This is a genomic window from Isoptericola sp. NPDC056134 (genome assembly GCF_042264825.1).
Classification (GTDB): domain Bacteria; phylum Actinomycetota; class Actinomycetes; order Actinomycetales; family Cellulomonadaceae; genus Isoptericola; species Isoptericola nanjingensis.
This window is the reverse complement of the sequence record NZ_JBHJVM010000022.1, coordinates 17,643-32,449: the sequence shown is the minus strand read 5'-3', so window position 1 is coordinate 32,449 and position 14,807 is coordinate 17,643. Positions and strand designations below refer to the sequence as shown.

The 14,807-nt window shown below is 74.4% G+C and carries 10 protein-coding genes; 6 read left to right on the top strand and 4 right to left on the bottom strand.

Going from position 1 to position 14,807, the window contains the following annotated elements:
• Positions 1–9: 9 nt before the first annotated feature.
• A complete protein-coding gene (locus ACFCZN_RS17445; RefSeq protein ID WP_429765264.1) occupies positions 10–453 on the top strand; it encodes a hypothetical protein in 444 nt (147 codons plus the stop codon).
• 9 nt (positions 454–462) lie between these two features.
• Here the strand turns inward: ACFCZN_RS17445 and ACFCZN_RS17440 are convergent, their stop codons facing one another.
• Both ACFCZN_RS17440 and ACFCZN_RS17435 read right to left on the bottom strand, forming a co-directional pair.
• Complete coding sequence (locus ACFCZN_RS17440) at positions 463–1,404, bottom strand: D-2-hydroxyacid dehydrogenase family protein (protein WP_430557585.1); 942 nt, start codon at positions 1,402–1,404, stop codon at positions 463–465.
• A 76-nt stretch (positions 1,405–1,480) separates the two neighbouring features.
• On the bottom strand, positions 1,481–2,377 hold the full coding sequence (locus ACFCZN_RS17435; RefSeq protein ID WP_429765260.1) for a LysR family transcriptional regulator: 897 nt from the start codon (positions 2,375–2,377) through the stop codon (positions 1,481–1,483).
• A 96-nt stretch (positions 2,378–2,473) separates the two neighbouring features.
• On the opposite strand from ACFCZN_RS17435, the gene ACFCZN_RS17430 reads away from it, so the two are divergent.
• Positions 2,474–3,334: an aldo/keto reductase gene (locus ACFCZN_RS17430; protein WP_430557584.1), complete on the top strand. Its 861-nt coding sequence runs from the start codon at positions 2,474–2,476 to the stop codon at positions 3,332–3,334.
• A 51-nt stretch (positions 3,335–3,385) separates the two neighbouring features.
• The gene (locus ACFCZN_RS17425) at positions 3,386–4,321 is read left to right on the top strand and encodes an aldo/keto reductase family oxidoreductase (RefSeq protein ID WP_430557583.1); all 936 of its coding nucleotides are present in this window, start codon (positions 3,386–3,388) and stop codon (positions 4,319–4,321) included.
• Positions 4,322–4,342: 21 nt separating this feature from the next.
• Here ACFCZN_RS17425 and ACFCZN_RS17420 read toward each other — a convergent pair whose 3' ends face one another.
• Positions 4,343–6,037 (bottom strand): acyltransferase, encoded by a 1,695-nt coding sequence (locus ACFCZN_RS17420; protein ID WP_430557582.1) that lies wholly within the window; start codon positions 6,035–6,037, stop codon positions 4,343–4,345.
• 142 nt (positions 6,038–6,179) lie between these two features.
• Here ACFCZN_RS17420 and ACFCZN_RS17415 point away from each other — a divergent pair, with 142 nt between their 5' ends.
• From ACFCZN_RS17415 to hrpA, 3 genes are read left to right on the top strand one after another with little or no spacing between them, the layout of a single operon-like run.
• Complete coding sequence (locus ACFCZN_RS17415; RefSeq protein ID WP_430557581.1) at positions 6,180–7,289, top strand: substrate-binding domain-containing protein; 1,110 nt, start codon at positions 6,180–6,182, stop codon at positions 7,287–7,289.
• Positions 7,290–7,341: 52 nt separating this feature from the next.
• Complete coding sequence (locus ACFCZN_RS17410; RefSeq protein ID WP_430557580.1) at positions 7,342–7,938, top strand: VanZ family protein; 597 nt, start codon at positions 7,342–7,344, stop codon at positions 7,936–7,938.
• A gap of 14 nt (positions 7,939–7,952) precedes the next feature.
• Positions 7,953–12,434 (top strand): ATP-dependent RNA helicase HrpA, encoded by a 4,482-nt coding sequence (gene hrpA, locus ACFCZN_RS17405; protein WP_430557579.1) that lies wholly within the window; start codon positions 7,953–7,955, stop codon positions 12,432–12,434.
• Positions 12,435–12,452: 18 nt separating this feature from the next.
• Here the strand turns inward: hrpA and ACFCZN_RS17400 are convergent, their stop codons facing one another.
• Positions 12,453–14,753, bottom strand: a complete 2,301-nt coding sequence (locus ACFCZN_RS17400) for a hypothetical protein (protein WP_430557578.1) — start codon at positions 14,751–14,753, stop codon at positions 12,453–12,455.
• Positions 14,754–14,807 lie beyond the last annotated feature (54 nt).

Below are 14,807 nucleotides of genomic sequence, written 5' to 3'. Positions count from 1 at the left end.
ACTGTGCCGGTGAGCGATCCGCACCAGCCCGGTCAGCCGTACCAGGAGCCGAGCCCGCAGCAGCCCCAGCCCGGATACGGCGAGCAGCCCTACCAGCAGCACGCGTACCCGCAGCAGGGCTACCCGGCCGGGCAGGGCCAGTACCCCCACGCGCCGTACCCGGCGTACCCCGCCTACGCGCCGGAGCCGCCCGGCAAGACGATGGGCATCGTCGGCTTCGTGCTCGCGTTCGTCATCGCGCCCGCCGGCATCGTGGTGTCCGCGATGGCGCTGTCGGAGTCGAAGAAGGTGGGCTACCCGAACGTCCTCGGCAAGTGGGGGCTGTGGCTGTCCATCGCGTTCACCGCGCTCTGGGTGCTGTACGTGCTGTTCATCGTGCTCGCGGTGTTCGGCGGCCTGTTCGCGTCGTTCGCCACGACCTCGACGCTCGACGGGTACGGGATGTCGGTCTGACCTGTCCGGTCACGTCAGCACGCGCACCGGCGCCCCCGCCGCCCAGGCGGCGACGTCCTCCACGGCCTGGCCGTAGAAGGTGCGGTACGTCGCCTCGGTGACGTATCCGACGTGCGGCGTGAGCACGGTGCGCGGCGCGGAGCGCAGCGGGTGGTCGGCGGGCAGCGGCTCGACGTCGTACACGTCCAGCCCGGCCCCGCCGATCCGGCCGTCGTGCAGCGCGGCGAGCAGGGCGTCCGTGTCCACGAGCGGCCCGCGCGAGGTGTTGACGAGCACGGCGGTGGGTCTCATGCGCGCCAGGTCGTCGGCGCCCACGATGCCGCGGCTGCGGTCGCTCAGCTTGTAGTGCACGGTGACGACGTCGGACGTCGCGAACAGCTCGTCCTTCGCGACGGCGCGCACCCCGGCCTCCTCGGCCGTCGCCGGGTCGAGGCGCTGGCTCCACGCGACGACGTCCATCCCGAACGCCTGACCGACGCGCGCCACGCGCGTGCCGAGTCGCCCCAGCCCGACGACGCCCAGCCGGCGACCCTCCAGGTCTCCGCCCACGGTGTGCTGCCACCCGCCGTCGCGCATCGCCCGGTCCTCGGCGGGCACGTGCCGCAGCACCGCGAGGATCAGCGCCCACGTGAGTTCGGGCGTCGCGTTCGCCGGGGACTCCGTGCCGCACACGACGACGCCGCGCTCGCGCGCCGCGTCGAGATCGATCGCCGCGTTCTGCCGCCCGGTCGTCACCAGCAGCCGCAGGTCGGGCAGGCGGGCCAGCCGCGCCGCGGTGAACGGCGTGCGCTCCCGCATCGCGACGACGACGTCGTACCCCGCGAGCGCCGCGGCCACCGCGTCGTCGTCGGCCAGCGGGTGGTCGAGGACGTCGACCTCGGCCCCCAGGCTCGCCCAGTCCGCGAAGCGGTGGGCGACCCGCTGGTAGTCGTCCAGGACGGCGACGCGCACGATGACCTCCTCGTTCGGCCCGGCTCTCGGGCGGTGCCGACCTTACCCGCGCCACCGGGGTGGTCGGGGTACGACATCAGGCCGGCTGCGCCACGGCCAGGTTCGCCTCCCCGACGAGCTCCAGCAGCCGCGCGGCGGTGGGCTCGGCCGTCGGCGACGCGATGGCGGCGACCACCCACTCGGGCGTCCCGCGCTCGGGCAGCTCCAGCACCGCGAGGCCCGCGGCCTGCGGCTTGGTCGCGACGTGCTGCGGGACGACGGCGATGCCGAGGCCGCGCTGCACGAAGTCGAGCAGCGTGTGCACGTCGTCGACGCTCATCCGCACCCGTCGCTCGAGGTGCCGGGCGCCGAACGCGTCGTCGGCGAGCCGCCGGATGGCCCACTGCTCCCGGAAGTCGACGAAGTCGCGGTCGACGAGGTCCTCCCACGCGATCTCGGGGGCCGCGGCGAGCGGGTCGGTCGCGTGCGTGAGCAGCACGATCGGGCGGCGGCCGAGCTCGAGCCGGCGCAGGGACCCGAGGTGCTCGGTGGCCGCGACGAATGCGACGTCGAGGTCGCCCGCCCGCACCTGCGCGGTGAGCTCGCGCGAGCCGGCCTGGGTGAACTGGACGTCCACGAGCGGGTAGCGCAGGCGGAAGCGCTCGAGCAGCGGCGCCACGTCGACCACGCCGAGGCACTGCTCGGAGCCCAGCCGGAGCCGACCCGAGAGCTGCTGGCTGGCGCGCACCACCGCGTCACGGCCCGCCGACGCCTGCGCCAGCATCCGCCGGGCGAAGGGCAGCAGGGCGCGCCCGGCGTCCGTGAGGGAGACCTGGCGGGTGGTGCGCAGGAACAGCGAGGTGCCGAGCTCGCGCTCGAGGTTGCGGATCGCGGCGGACAGCCCGGACTGCGTGACCCCGCACAGGGCGGCGGCCCGTGTGAAGTGGCCCTCGTCGGCCACCGCGACGAGGTACTCCATCTGACGCAGCTCCATTGATCACTCCCAGTGCTGGAACCTATGAGGTCAAGTTGTTGGACTCATCAACGTCATCTTCCTATCGTCGGAGGCACCGACGACACAAGGAGTGCTGTGAACGCTCGCACGATCGGAAACCAGTCTGTCAGCGCGATCGGGCTCGGCGGAATGCCGATGTCCATCGAGGGCCGCCCCGACGAGGCGCGCTCGGTCGCCACGATCCACGCGGCGCTGGACGCCGGGATCACCCTGATCGACACCGCCGACGCCTATCACCTGCACGCCGACGAGGTCGGCCACAACGAGGAGCTGATCGCCCGCGCGCTGCGCTCGTGGGGCGGCGACGCGTCGAGCGTGCTGGTCGCCACCAAGGGCGGCCACCTGCGCCCCGGCGACGGGTCGTGGACGCAGGACGGCCGCCCCGAGCACCTCAGGAAGGCTGCCCGGGAGTCCGCCCGCCGCCTCGGCGTCGAGGCGATCGGGCTCTACCAGTTCCACCGGCCGGACCCCGCCGTGCCGTACGCCGAGTCGATCGGCGCGCTGGTCGAGCTGCTCGACGAGGGCGTCATCGTCCAGGCCGGCATCTCGAACGCGAGCGTCGCGCAGATCGACGAGGCGAACGACGTGCTGGGCGGGCGGCTCGCGTCCGTGCAGAACCAGTTCTCGCCCGCGTTCCGCTCCAGCCTGGCCGAGCTCGAGCACTGCGCGTCCCTCGGCGTCGCGTTCCTGCCGTGGTCGCCGCTCGGCGGGATCCGCCGGGCGGGCGAGGTCGGCACCGCGCACGCCGCGTTCGGACGCGTCGCCGAGGCCCGCGGCGTCAGCCCGCAGCAGGTGACGCTCGCGTGGGAGCTGGCGCTCGCGCCCGTCGTCGTGCCGATCCCGGGGGCGTCACGACCGGCCAGCGTCGAGGACTCCGCGCGTGCCGTCGACCTCGTCCTCACGGCCGAGGAGCTCGCCGAGCTCTCCGGCTCCTGACCCGCCGCACCACCACCGCCGACCCACCTCTCCCCCGATCGAGGAGGATTCATGCGAACCGTCCCCCTGGGCGCCACCGGCCGCCAGGTCCCGAACGTCGTGCTCGGCCTCATGCGCATCCAGCAGCTGGACGACGACGCCGTCCGCGAGCTGGTCCGCACCGGCCGCGACGCCGGCATCGACTTCGTCGACCACGCCGACGTCTACGGCGACGACCTGCACGGCTGCGAGCGCCGCTTCGCCGAAGCCATGCGTCTCACGCCGTCCGAGCGCGAGCAGCTCACCATCCAGTCCAAGGCCGGCATCGTGCGCGAGGGGCCGTACTTCGACTTCTCGTACGAGCACCTGGTCGAGTCGGTCGAGGGCTCCCTCGAAGCGCTCGGCACCGACCACCTCGACGTGCTCCTGCTGCACCGCCCCGACGCGCTCGTGGAGCCGGACGAGGTGGCGCGCGCGTTCGACCACCTCGAGTCGTCCGGCAAGGTCCGCTCGTTCGGCGTCTCCAACCACACGCCCGGCCAGATCGAGCTGCTGAAGAAGTCGGTGCGCCAGCCGATCGTCGCGAACCAGCTCCAGCTCTCGATCACGCACGCGCCGATCGTGGCGCAGGGCGTCGCGGCCAACATGGCCGGCGAGGACCAGTCGCTCACCCTCGACGGCGGCGGCATCCTCGACTACTGCCGCCTGAACGACATCACCGTGCAGGCCTGGTCGCCGTTCCAGGCCGGGTTCTTCACCGGCGTCTTCCTCGGCTCGGACGACTACCCCGAGCTCAACGCGGTGATCGACCGTCTCGCCGCGAAGTACGACGTGCCGCCCATCGCGATCGCGGTCGCGTGGATCACGCGCCACCCGGCGGGGATGCAGGTCGTGCTGGGGACGACGACGCCGGAGCGCGTCGCCGGCGCGGCGCAGGGCTCGGACCTCCCGCTCACGCGGGCCGAGTGGTACGAGCTGTTCCGGGCCGCCGGGTACCGCGTGCCCTGAGCGCCGACCGGCCGGGACCCGTCACCCCTCGACGGGTTCCGGCCGGTGCACCCCGCGCGGCCGGTAGCCGAGCTGGTCGGCCAGCCCGGCGAGGTCGGCGAGCAGCCACACGATCGCCAGCCACATCTCCGTGCCCTGCAGGCCCGGCGTCGTCGCCGGGGTACCGGCGGTCGACGGGTGCGCAGCCCGGAAGGCGAAGCCCTCGCCGGCCGACCAGCGGCGCAGCGCCTGCGCGAGCAGGCCCCGCGCCAGCTCGACGACCTCGTCGCCGCGGTGGCCGGTGCCGCGGGTGAGCCACAGCGGGTGGGCGACGTCGAGCACGTCGCACGCGTTCTGCTGCTCCGGCCGGAAGAACCGCGGGTCGCGGGCGTGCTCCAGCACGGTGTCGACCACGCGCTCCGGGAACGGCACGGGCAGCCCGAGCTGGGCGAACGTGCCCCGCGACGCCCGGTAGTAGCCGTTGACGACCTGCAGCAGCCCGTCGGGCCCGCCCGGCGTGCCCCACGTGCCCGTGCGCGGGTCCGCCCGGGTGAGCAGCCACCCGAGCAGGGACTCCTGCGCCCCCGGCGACCCGGCGACGCCGGCGCGGCGGTTCCAGTGCATCGCGGTGCCGAGGATGTCGACCCAGTGGCCGGCCGACCACGCGCCGGCGTGCCAGTCCTGCCGCTCCAGGCCGTCGATCACGTCGCCCGGGGTCGCGTCCGCCACGACGGCGACGGGGTGCGCGAAGGCGCTGCCCAGGAGGTCGAGCGCGTACCCGACGGACAGGACGTGGTAGCCGGCGGCGGGGTCGAACAGGCCCGGGCGGGGCGGCACGGGTGCGAGGTCGGCCCCGAGCTCGCCGACCATGCCCGTGGCCGGGTCCTGCCAGGACCGCAGCCGGGCGACCTGCTCCTCGGCCGGCAGCTGCGGCGGGGGACCGCCGAGCAGCAGGTCCGCGATCTCGACGGCGTCGCACTGGGCCCGGACGGTGGGCGCCGTGCCGGGGGCGTCGACGAACAGCCCGGTCGCGGGGTCCCAGCAGCGGTCGAGCAGCGACCGGGCCTGCTCGCGGGCCGTGTCGGCGAACTCGCGCACCTCTCGCGCGAGCCCACCGGCGGCCGGCGCCGCGGCGGCCTGCGGCACCCGCCAGCGGATCAGCCGCGCCGGGTTGCCACCCACGACGGCGCCCGCCGGCACGTCCTTGGTGACGACCGCCCCCGCGGCCAGCACCGCCTTGTCCCCCACGGCGACGCCGTCGAGCACGACGACGTGGGAGCCGATCCACACGTCGTCGCCGACGGTGATCCCCGCGGAGGTCAGCGGCTGGCGGTGCACCTCCGTGTCCGGGTCCGTCGAGTGGTTGAAGCCGAGCACGGACGTGTGCGAGCCGATCCGGACGGCGTCGCCGAGGCGCACGTCGCCGCGCACCACCGTGTACGGGTTGAGGGTGCAGTCGCGGCCCGCCCGCAGGCTGCCGCTGACGTACGCGCCCGCGGCGACGTAGGTGCGGTCGCCCAGCTCGAGAACCTCGTTCGTCACCGACGCCTGCTCGGACACGAAGCACCGCTCGCCGAGCACGTACCCGCGCTCGCGGCAGAGCTCCGCCTGCAGGGCGAGCTGGCGGTCGCGCCGTTCGTCGTCGGCGTCGGCCCAGAACCGCCAGGGCGTGAAGTCGAGCGCGCTCCGGTCGAGCTCGGCCGTCACCGGTTCCTGCGTGTGCGTTCGCACGGTCATCTCGACTCCTGCTCGTCGGGCTTCGTCGGCCGCCGTCGGCTCGGACGTGCACGAGTGTCGGACGGCAACCCCCCGCAGACACCGTCGTCGGCTAGAAATGAACAGACTCGAACAAGCAGTTCCGGCTCCCCAGGAGGCATCGGTGGCACCCACGCCCGGCCCGGAGCTGAGCACGGCGCGGCGCGAGCACATCATGCGGGAGCTGCGCACCCACGGGACCGTCGCGGTCGGCGCGCTCGCCGCCCAGCTCGGCGTGTCCGCGATGACGGTCCGGCGCGACGTGAACGCGCTGGCCGCGAAAGGGCTCCTCGTCCGCGTGCACGGCGGCGCAGCGCTGCCGGAGCCGTCCGCGGGCGTCGCCCCGGCGCCCGCGCCCGAGCCCACCGCCCGGGGCTCGCGGCTCACGATCGGCCTCGTCGTGCCGCAGCTCGACTACTACTTCCCCCGGGTCGTGGCCGGGGCGCGGGCCGCCGCGGCGCGCGCCGGGGTCCGGCTCGTCATCCGCACCACGGCCTACGACCCCGACGAGGACCGTCACCAGTGCCGGCGGCTCGCGGAGGCGGGGGTGGACGGGCTCGTCGTGACGCCCACGCTGGACGGGCCGCTCGTCGGCGAGCTCCTGGGCTGGCTCGACCGGCTGCGCACGCCGGTGCTGCTCGCCGACCGCCGGCCGCCGGAGATCAGCCCTTTCAAGAGCCTGGAGTGGGTGGTGTCCGACCACGCGTCCGGCGCGGCGACCGCGGTGTGGCACCTGCACGCCCAGGGGCACCGGCGCATCGGGCTGCTGTCGATCGCGGGGACGACGACGTCGCGCGCCCTCGGCCACGGGTGGCACGACGCGCTGCGCACCCTGGGGATCGACCCCGACGAGCAGGTCGTCGGGCACAGCGACGGCTTCGACCGCCCGGGCCGCGCCGAACGGCTCGCGTCGACCCTGGACGAGATCCGGCGCACGGGCACCACGGCCCTGCTGCTGCACTCCGACCCGTTCGCGCTCACCTTCGCGCAGTACTGCCAGGACCACGGCGTCCGGGTGCCCGACGACCTCGCGATCGTCGCGTACGACGACGAGGTCGCCGAGCTGGGCGACCCGCCGCTCACCGCCGTCCGGCCCCCGACGTACGACGTCGGGCGGCTCGCCGTGGAGACCATGGTCGCCCGGCTCACGGAGGGCGACCGCCGCCCGACGCACCGCCTGCTGCTCGACCCGACGCTCACCGTCCGCGCGTCGAGCGTGCGCCCCCGGCGGTGACCGCGGGGCTCCGCATACGCTCCCGCAACATGACGCCTGGTGGGCTGGAGCGATGACCGTCCCCGTGCCCGCGCCCCGCTCGCGGCTCCTGCCCCTGCTGTTCGCGGCGTACCTCCTCCTGCTCGCCTGGACCGTTCTCTGGAAGCTCGACGTCCCCCGGGTCGGCGAGGCGGGCCAGCGCGTGGTCAAGCTCGTGCCGTTCGCGGCCACCGCCCACGCGGGCGCCAGCGAGCCCGTCGAGCTCGTGCTCAACCTCCTGCTCTTCCTGCCCTGCGGCGTCTACCTCGGGCTCCTCGCGCCGTCCTGGCCGTGGTGGCGGGTCGCGGGCGCTCTCGCCGGCGCGAGCGCGCTCCTCGAGACAGCGCAGTACGTCCTCGCCGTCGGGAGCTCGGACGTCACCGACGTCGTCGTCAACACCGCGGGCGGTCTCGCCGGGCTGGGCGTCGTCGTCCTCGTGCGCCGGTCGCTCCGGGCCCGGACGGCCGCGGTCGTGACGCGGTGGTGCACCGCCGGGACGGCGCTCGCGCTCCTCGCGGCGGGGCTGTTCGTCGCCTCGCCCGTGCGCCTCACCGGGCCGCCTCCGGGCGACGTCGTGGTCGGGTGTGAGGACGGCGCGGCGGGCGGGCACGAATCACCTTGCCGAGGTTGAGAGAATGGGACGTCGTGAGCACCGAGCCCAGCCCCGCACCGCAGTCGTCGTCGGACGACGGCGGTGCGCGTCGTCCCCAGGACCGGGGACACGGTCGGGGTCGCGGGCGGGGCCGAGGGCGCGGTCGCGGGCAGGGGCGCGGCCCCCGGCAGGCGGGCCCGCGCCGCGTCAGCCGCGAGCAGCTCGAGAAGGCCGCCGCGCTGCGCGCCGCCGTCGAGGTGCCACCCATCGTCTACCCCGAGCAGCTGCCGGTCTCGGCGCGCCGGGAGGACATCGCCGCCGCGATCCGCGACCACCAGGTCGTCGTCGTCGCGGGCGAGACGGGGTCCGGCAAGACGACGCAGCTGCCGAAGATCCTGCTGGAGCTCGGGCGCGGCCGGAAGGGCCAGATCGGGCACACGCAGCCGAGGCGGATCGCGGCGCGCAGCGTCGCCGAGCGCGTCGCGGAGGAGCTGTCCACCCCGCTGGGCGGCGTCGTCGGCTATCAGGTGCGGTTCACCGACGAGTCGAGCGACGAGACGCTCGTCAAGGTGATGACCGACGGCATCCTGCTGGCCCAGATCCAGCGGGACCCGGACCTGCTCGCGTACGACACGATCGTCATCGACGAGGCGCACGAGCGGTCGCTCAACATCGACTTCCTGCTCGGCTACCTGTCCCGGCTGCTGCCGCGCCGCCCGGACCTCAAGCTCGTCATCACGTCCGCGACGATCGACTCGGAGCGCTTCGCCGCCCACTTCTCGCCGTCGCACCTGGCCGAGATCGGCGGGGCGCCCGAGGCCGTCGTCGACGTGCTGCCCGACGCCGCGCCCGTCGTCGAGGTCACCGGGCGCACGTACCCCGTCGAGATCCGCTGGCGCCCCCTGTCCCCGGACACCGACCCCGACCAGCCCAAGAAGGCCAAGGGCGAGGAGAAGGACCTGGTCACGGGCATCGTCGAGGCCTGCGACGAGCTGATGCGCGAGGGCCCCGGCGACATCCTCGTGTTCCTGTCCGGCGAGCGGGAGATCCACGACGCCGCGGACGCCCTGGAGGGGCACCTCAAGGACCGCGTGCGGGACGCCAGGCGCCCCGACCACGTCGAGATCCTGCCGCTGTACTCGCGGCTGTCGGCCGCGGAGCAGCACCGCGTCTTCCAGTCGCACCCGGGCCGCCGCATCGTGCTGTCGACGAACGTCGCGGAGACGTCGCTGACGGTGCCGGGCATCCACTACGTCGTCGACCCGGGCACGGCGCGCATCTCGCGCTACTCCAAGGCGACCAAGGTGCAGCGGCTGCCGATCGAGCCGATCAGCCAGGCGTCGGCCAACCAGCGCTCCGGGCGCTCGGGCCGCGTGGCCGACGGCGTCGCGATCCGGCTCTACTCGCAGGACGACTTCGAGAACCGGCCGGAGTTCACCGAGCCGGAGATCCTGCGCACGTCGCTGGCGTCCGTGCTGCTGCAGATGATCAGCGTCGGCGTCGTGACGACTCCCGACGACGTGGCGAAGTTCCCGTTCGTCGAGCCCCCGGACACGCGGGCCGTGCGCGACGGCGTGCAGCTGCTGTCCGAGCTGGGCGCGCTGGAGACGACGGACGGCGCGACGCGCCTCACCGACGTCGGCCGCACGCTCGCGCAGCTGCCGATGGACCCGCGCCTGGCCCGCATGATCATCGAGGGCTCGAAGCGCGGCGTCGCGCGCGAGGTCGCGATCGTCGCCGCGCTGCTGTCCATCCAGGACCCGCGCGAGCGCCCTTCGGAGTCCCGCGCGCAGGCCGACCAGCTGCACGCCCGGTTCACCGACCAGTCGTCCGACTTCCTCACCGCGCTGAACCTGTGGGAGTACGTCCGCGGCCAGCAGCACGAGATGGGCTCGTCCGCGTTCCGCCGGATGTGCAAGGCCGAGTACCTCAACTTCCTGCGCATCCGCGAGTGGCAGGACGTCGTCGCGCAGCTGCGCGAGATGGCCAAGCCGCTCGGCATCGACATGTCGTTCAGGCCCCGCGCGGCGTCCTCGGTCGAGGACGAGGCGGTCGAGGTGGACCACCGCCTCACGTGGGACGACGACACCATCCACCGGTCGCTGCTGGCGGGGCTGCTCAGCCAGATCGGCATGCAGGACACCGGCGAGATCAAGGCGTCGTCGGTGGCGCACCTGCGCGGCGAGGCCCGCGCCCGCGCGCTGCGCCAGGCCGCCAAGCGCGCCCGCAACGAGTACGTCGGCGCGCGCGGCGCCCGGTTCGCGATCTTCCCCGGCTCGCCGCTGAGCAAGAAGCCGCCGGAGTGGATCATGGCCGGCGAGCTCGTCGAGACGTCCCGGCTGTGGGCGCGCGACGTCGCCCGCATCAAGCCCGAGTGGGCCGAGGAGCTCGCGGGCCCGCTCGCCAAGCACACCTACTCCGACCCGCACTGGTCCACCAAGCAGGGCGCGGCCATGGCCACGGAGAAGGTGCTGCTGTACGGCGTGCCGATCGTCGCCGACCGGCCCGTGCTCTACGCCAAGGTGGACCCGGAGGCCGCGCGCGAGATGTTCGTGCGGCACGCGCTCGTCGAGGGGCAGTGGACCACGCACCACCAGTTCTTCGCCGAGAACCGGCGCCTGCTCGCCGAGGCGGAGGAGCTCGAGGCGCGCTCGCGGCAGCGCGGGCTCGTCGCGTCGGAGGACGACCTCTTCGCCTTCTACGACGAGCGCGTGCCCGACGACGTCGTCAGCGCCGCCCACTTCGACCGCTGGTGGCGCACGGCGCAGCGCGAGACGCCGGACCTGCTGACGTTCACGCTCGACCAGCTGGTCGACGCCGACGCCGTGGACACGTCCGAGTTCCCGGAGACCTGGACGCAGGGCGAGGTCACGTTGCCGCTGACGTACCAGTTCCAGCCCGGCGCGGCGGCCGACGGCGTCACCGTGCACGTCCCGCTGTCGATCCTCAACCGGGTCGCCCCCGACGGCTTCGACTGGATGGTGCCGGGCCTGCTCGACGAGCTGTGCGTCGCCACCATCAAGTCCCTGCCCAAGGCCGTGCGCGTGCAGCTCGTCCCCGCGCCGGACGTCGGCCGCGCCGTTGCCGGCTGGCTGCGCGCGAACACGCCGTCGTGGGAGGACATGACCCGCGCCGGCGACATGGCCGAGCCGTTCCACGCCGCGTTCTCCCGCGCCGTCCGCGCGCTGCGCGACGTCGTCATCCCCGACGACGTCTGGGACGCCGAGCGCGTCGAGCGGCTACCCGCGCACCTGCGCATGACGTTCCGGGTCGAGGACGCCGCCCCCGCGGGCGCGCGGGACACGACGAAGGGCGCACCGAAGGGGAAGGGCCGGAGGGGCAGGGGCCGTCGCCCCGCGCCCGTCCCGCTCGACGAGTCCAAGGACCTGCTGTCGCTCCAGAAGCGGCTCGCCGCGCAGGCCGAGGCCGCCGTCCGCGCGGCCGTGAAGGGCGCCGTCGGGCTGGCTCTGGAGGAGGCGCGACGCTCGGCGGGCACCGCCGCGTCCGCGCCGTCCGCTCCGACGCCGGGGCGCCCCGCGCGGACCGCCCCCGCGCCGACCGCGACCGGCGGCGCGAGCGCCGTCGTCCCCGAGCAGACCGGCCTCACGACCTGGCCGGAGGGCCTGCCCGACGGCGCGCTCCCCGCGAGCGTCTCGACCGACCTCGGCGGCGGGGTGGTGGTGCGCGGTTACCCCGCGCTCGTCGAGGAGGAGGACGCGCAGCGCAAGCCGTCGGTCGCGCTGCGCGTGCTCGCCGACGCGTCCGGCCGCGACGCCGCGCACGCGCGCGGCGTGCGCCGCCTGCTACTGGCGGAGACGGCGCTGCAGGCGGGCCGCATCACGTCGCGCTGGACGTCGAAGCAGTCGCTGACGCTGGCGGCCGCGCCGTACCGGAACACCGAGGCGCTGGTCGGCGACCTGCAGCTCGCCGCCGTCATCGCCCTGACCAGCCCGGACGCGGAGAAGGCGCCGGGCACCCCGACGGGCGGCCCGGTCGCCACGCAGGTCCGTGACGCCGAGGTGTACGCGGCGGCGCGCGAGTTCGTCCGCCGGCACCTGGAGGACGAGGTGCACCGGGTCGTGGGGCACGTCGTCGCCGCGCTGGCCGCCTGGCGCACGGTCGAGGGCGAGGTCCGCGCGTCGTCGTCGCTCGCGCTGCTCAACACGCTGCAGGACATCCGCGACCACGTCGCCGGGCTGATCCACGACGGGTTCGTCGCGCAGACGCCGCCGCGCCGCGTCCCGCACCTGGTGCGCTACCTGCGCGCGGCGTCGTACCGGCTGGAGAAGGCGCAGACGAACCCCGCACGCGATGCGGAGCTCGCCTGGCGCGTGCACGACGTCGCCGAGGCCTACGACAAGGCCCGCGCCGCGTACGCCGCCGGCCCCGCCGACCCGGCCCGGGCGGCGGAGCTGGCGGACGTGCGCTGGCTGATCGAGGAGCTGCGCGTCTCGCTGTTCGCCCAGCAGCTCGGCACGGACGGCGCCGTCAGCGAGAAACGCATCCGCAAGGTGCTCAGCCCGAACGGCTGGTGACCCGGCCCCGACGCCGCGTCAGCTGCGGTAGGCCGCCCTCCCGTAGCCGCTGCGCGGCGCGGCCTCGCCCTTCGGCACCAGGAGCACCTGCACCGCCGTCGGCCGCGGGGTGTACGACGACGTGCCGGACGCCGCGCCGTCGTGCGCCCAGCCCAGCCAGCCGACGCCCTGGACGTACGTGCGGTAATAGAGGCGGTAGTGGTCCGCCATGCTTCCCGTGAGGCGCATGCGGTAGGCCGAGGTCGGCAATCCGTAGCCGGTCGACCCGGCCGTCCGGTCGTCGCCGACGTACGCCCGCCATCCGTCGCCCTTGACCTTGGCGGAGACCTGCACGCTGCCGGAGTACCGGCCGTCGAGGTCCACCCGCAGGGCGTTCAGCCGCTGGGGCGCGCTGACGCTGTCGGCGCGCCCCGCCGTCGATCCCCCGCCCATGGGCACGCGCCACACCTTGCCGGGATCCATGAACGCCTCGACGTGCACCTGCTTCTGCGTCGACCGCGAGTAGGAGGGCGCGTTGCCGGTGCCTGACGCCGTGGGCGTCTTCCCGTGGGGCAGCACCTTGATCTGCACCCCCTCGATGCGGCTGCCGTAGCCGATCGTGCCCGACGTGCCGCCGTTCGTCGCCCAGCCCAGCCAGCCGCGCCCGGGTACGTAGACGCGGTAGAAGACGTCGTAGTACGGCGACACCGGCCCCGCCGTGTCGATGCGGATCGCCTCGAGCCGGCGCTTCTCGCCGATGCTGCCGACGTAGTCCATGGAGTCCCGGCGCTTCAGGTCCGTCCAGCCCCGGCCCTGCACGTAGCCCGTCATGTCGAACCACAGCGGCACGTCGTCGGACGGGCTCAGGGCGATGTCGTACGCGCGGGAGTAGAAGCTGGCGGCGAGCAGCTCGACCGAGCGCCCTCCCCCGACGACGCCGGCGGTCGCCCCGTCACGGAACTCCCGGAAGTCGAGGTACTTCACCCATCGATTCCCGATGGACCGCACGCCGTAGACCGCGTGTATCTCGTCGCGGTCGCCCACCAGGACGGGCGACGACGTCACGGAGCGTGGCTCCATCCGCGGGCCGTGCGCGGTCACCTTCACCGACAGCCGGTGGCCCTGATCCGTCGGGACGCCCAGGTAGTCCTTCGTCGTCGCGCCCTTGATCGCTTTCCCGTCGCGCAGCCACTGGTAGGTGTACGACGCCGGAGCGGGCGAGAACGCGGACACCCGGGCCGTCAGGTCGGTGGTCACGCTGACCTTGCCGGTGTCCGAGCCGACCGAGACCTTGCCGCCCCCGAACGAGCACGACCCCCCGCACACGCGCGCCGTCGACACGACGGGCGTGGCCCCGGCGAACTGCCGGTACTCCACCTGCAGGTCGCGGAACCCCGTCCCGAGGGCCGCCTCGTCGACCATCACTCGCTCGGTCGCCGCGGCAGCCGGCACCCGGGCGAGCTCGACGCCGCGGTACCGCAGGACGAACTCACCGTCGAGCCGGGAGAGGTCCCACGCCACGGCCGAGGAGACCGTGAGTTCGAGCGGGAGGCGACCGTCACCCGGGACGCTGTCCTTGGGCTCGACGACGGTCACGGCGGGAGCCGGACGCACCGGGGCACCGGCGGCGACCCGGATCGTCCGGGAGGTCCGTCCCCCTTGCAACCCGGCGGCGTCGACCGGCGCCACCTTGAGGTACTGGTCGCCCTCCACCGCCGGCACGAACGGGATCACCGTCGGTCCCGCCTCGGCCGCGGCGATCCTCGTCGTCCTCTCGGGGAACCCGTCGTACTCCTGCGTGAAGCCGTAGTCGTAGGCGACCGTCTCGTCGTCGCCGGGCAGGACGACGAACGCCCCGCGGGCCCCGACGCCTCCGCCCGCCTGGTCGGACGGGTACACCGCGGGTTCGCCCAGGACCGGCACCGTCGTCGGCTTCGCCGGCCCCTGGTCGAACGCGAAGTCGCACTGCAGCGCCGCACCGTCGGCACCGTCCGCGCCCCGCGCGCGGACCCGGAACGTGTACGTCGAGCCCTCGACGAGCCCGGCCCGGGCCAGCCGCACGACGCGGGAGACACGGCCGTCCTGCTCCAGGTCGAAGTCCTGGTCGAGCGCGACCGTGCCGTCGGCGCGCAGCACCTCGAAGCGAGCTGTGGTCGGCGCAGGGTCGCCGAAGGTCGCCTCCAGCGGCAGAGAGCCGGTGTCGGCGCTCGCGATCGTGGTGGACAGAGGCTCGGGTCCGCACTCCTCCGAGTTCACCCACAACCCCGACGGGGCAGCCGGCTCGCCGGTAGCCGCCGCGGCCGGTCCGAGCCCTGCCGTCACGACCGCCAGGGCGCTCACGCCGACCCACAGCGGTCGTAGCCTCCGGGCCGTCCGCGTCAGACGCTCGCGCGC

Bases quoted from the DNA above. Each gene is read 5' to 3' on its own strand.
- ACFCZN_RS17435 (WP_429765260.1), bottom strand. From the start codon at position 2,377: ATGGAGCTGCGTCAGATGGAGTACCTCGTCGCGGTGGCCGACGAGGGC.
- ACFCZN_RS17425 (WP_430557583.1), top strand. From the start codon at position 3,386: ATGCGAACCGTCCCCCTGGGCGCCACCGGCCGCCAGGTCCCGAACGTC.
- ACFCZN_RS17420 (WP_430557582.1), bottom strand. From the start codon at position 6,037: ATGACCGTGCGAACGCACACGCAGGAACCGGTGACGGCCGAGCTCGAC.
- ACFCZN_RS17410 (WP_430557580.1), top strand. From the start codon at position 7,342: ATGACCGTCCCCGTGCCCGCGCCCCGCTCGCGGCTCCTGCCCCTGCTG.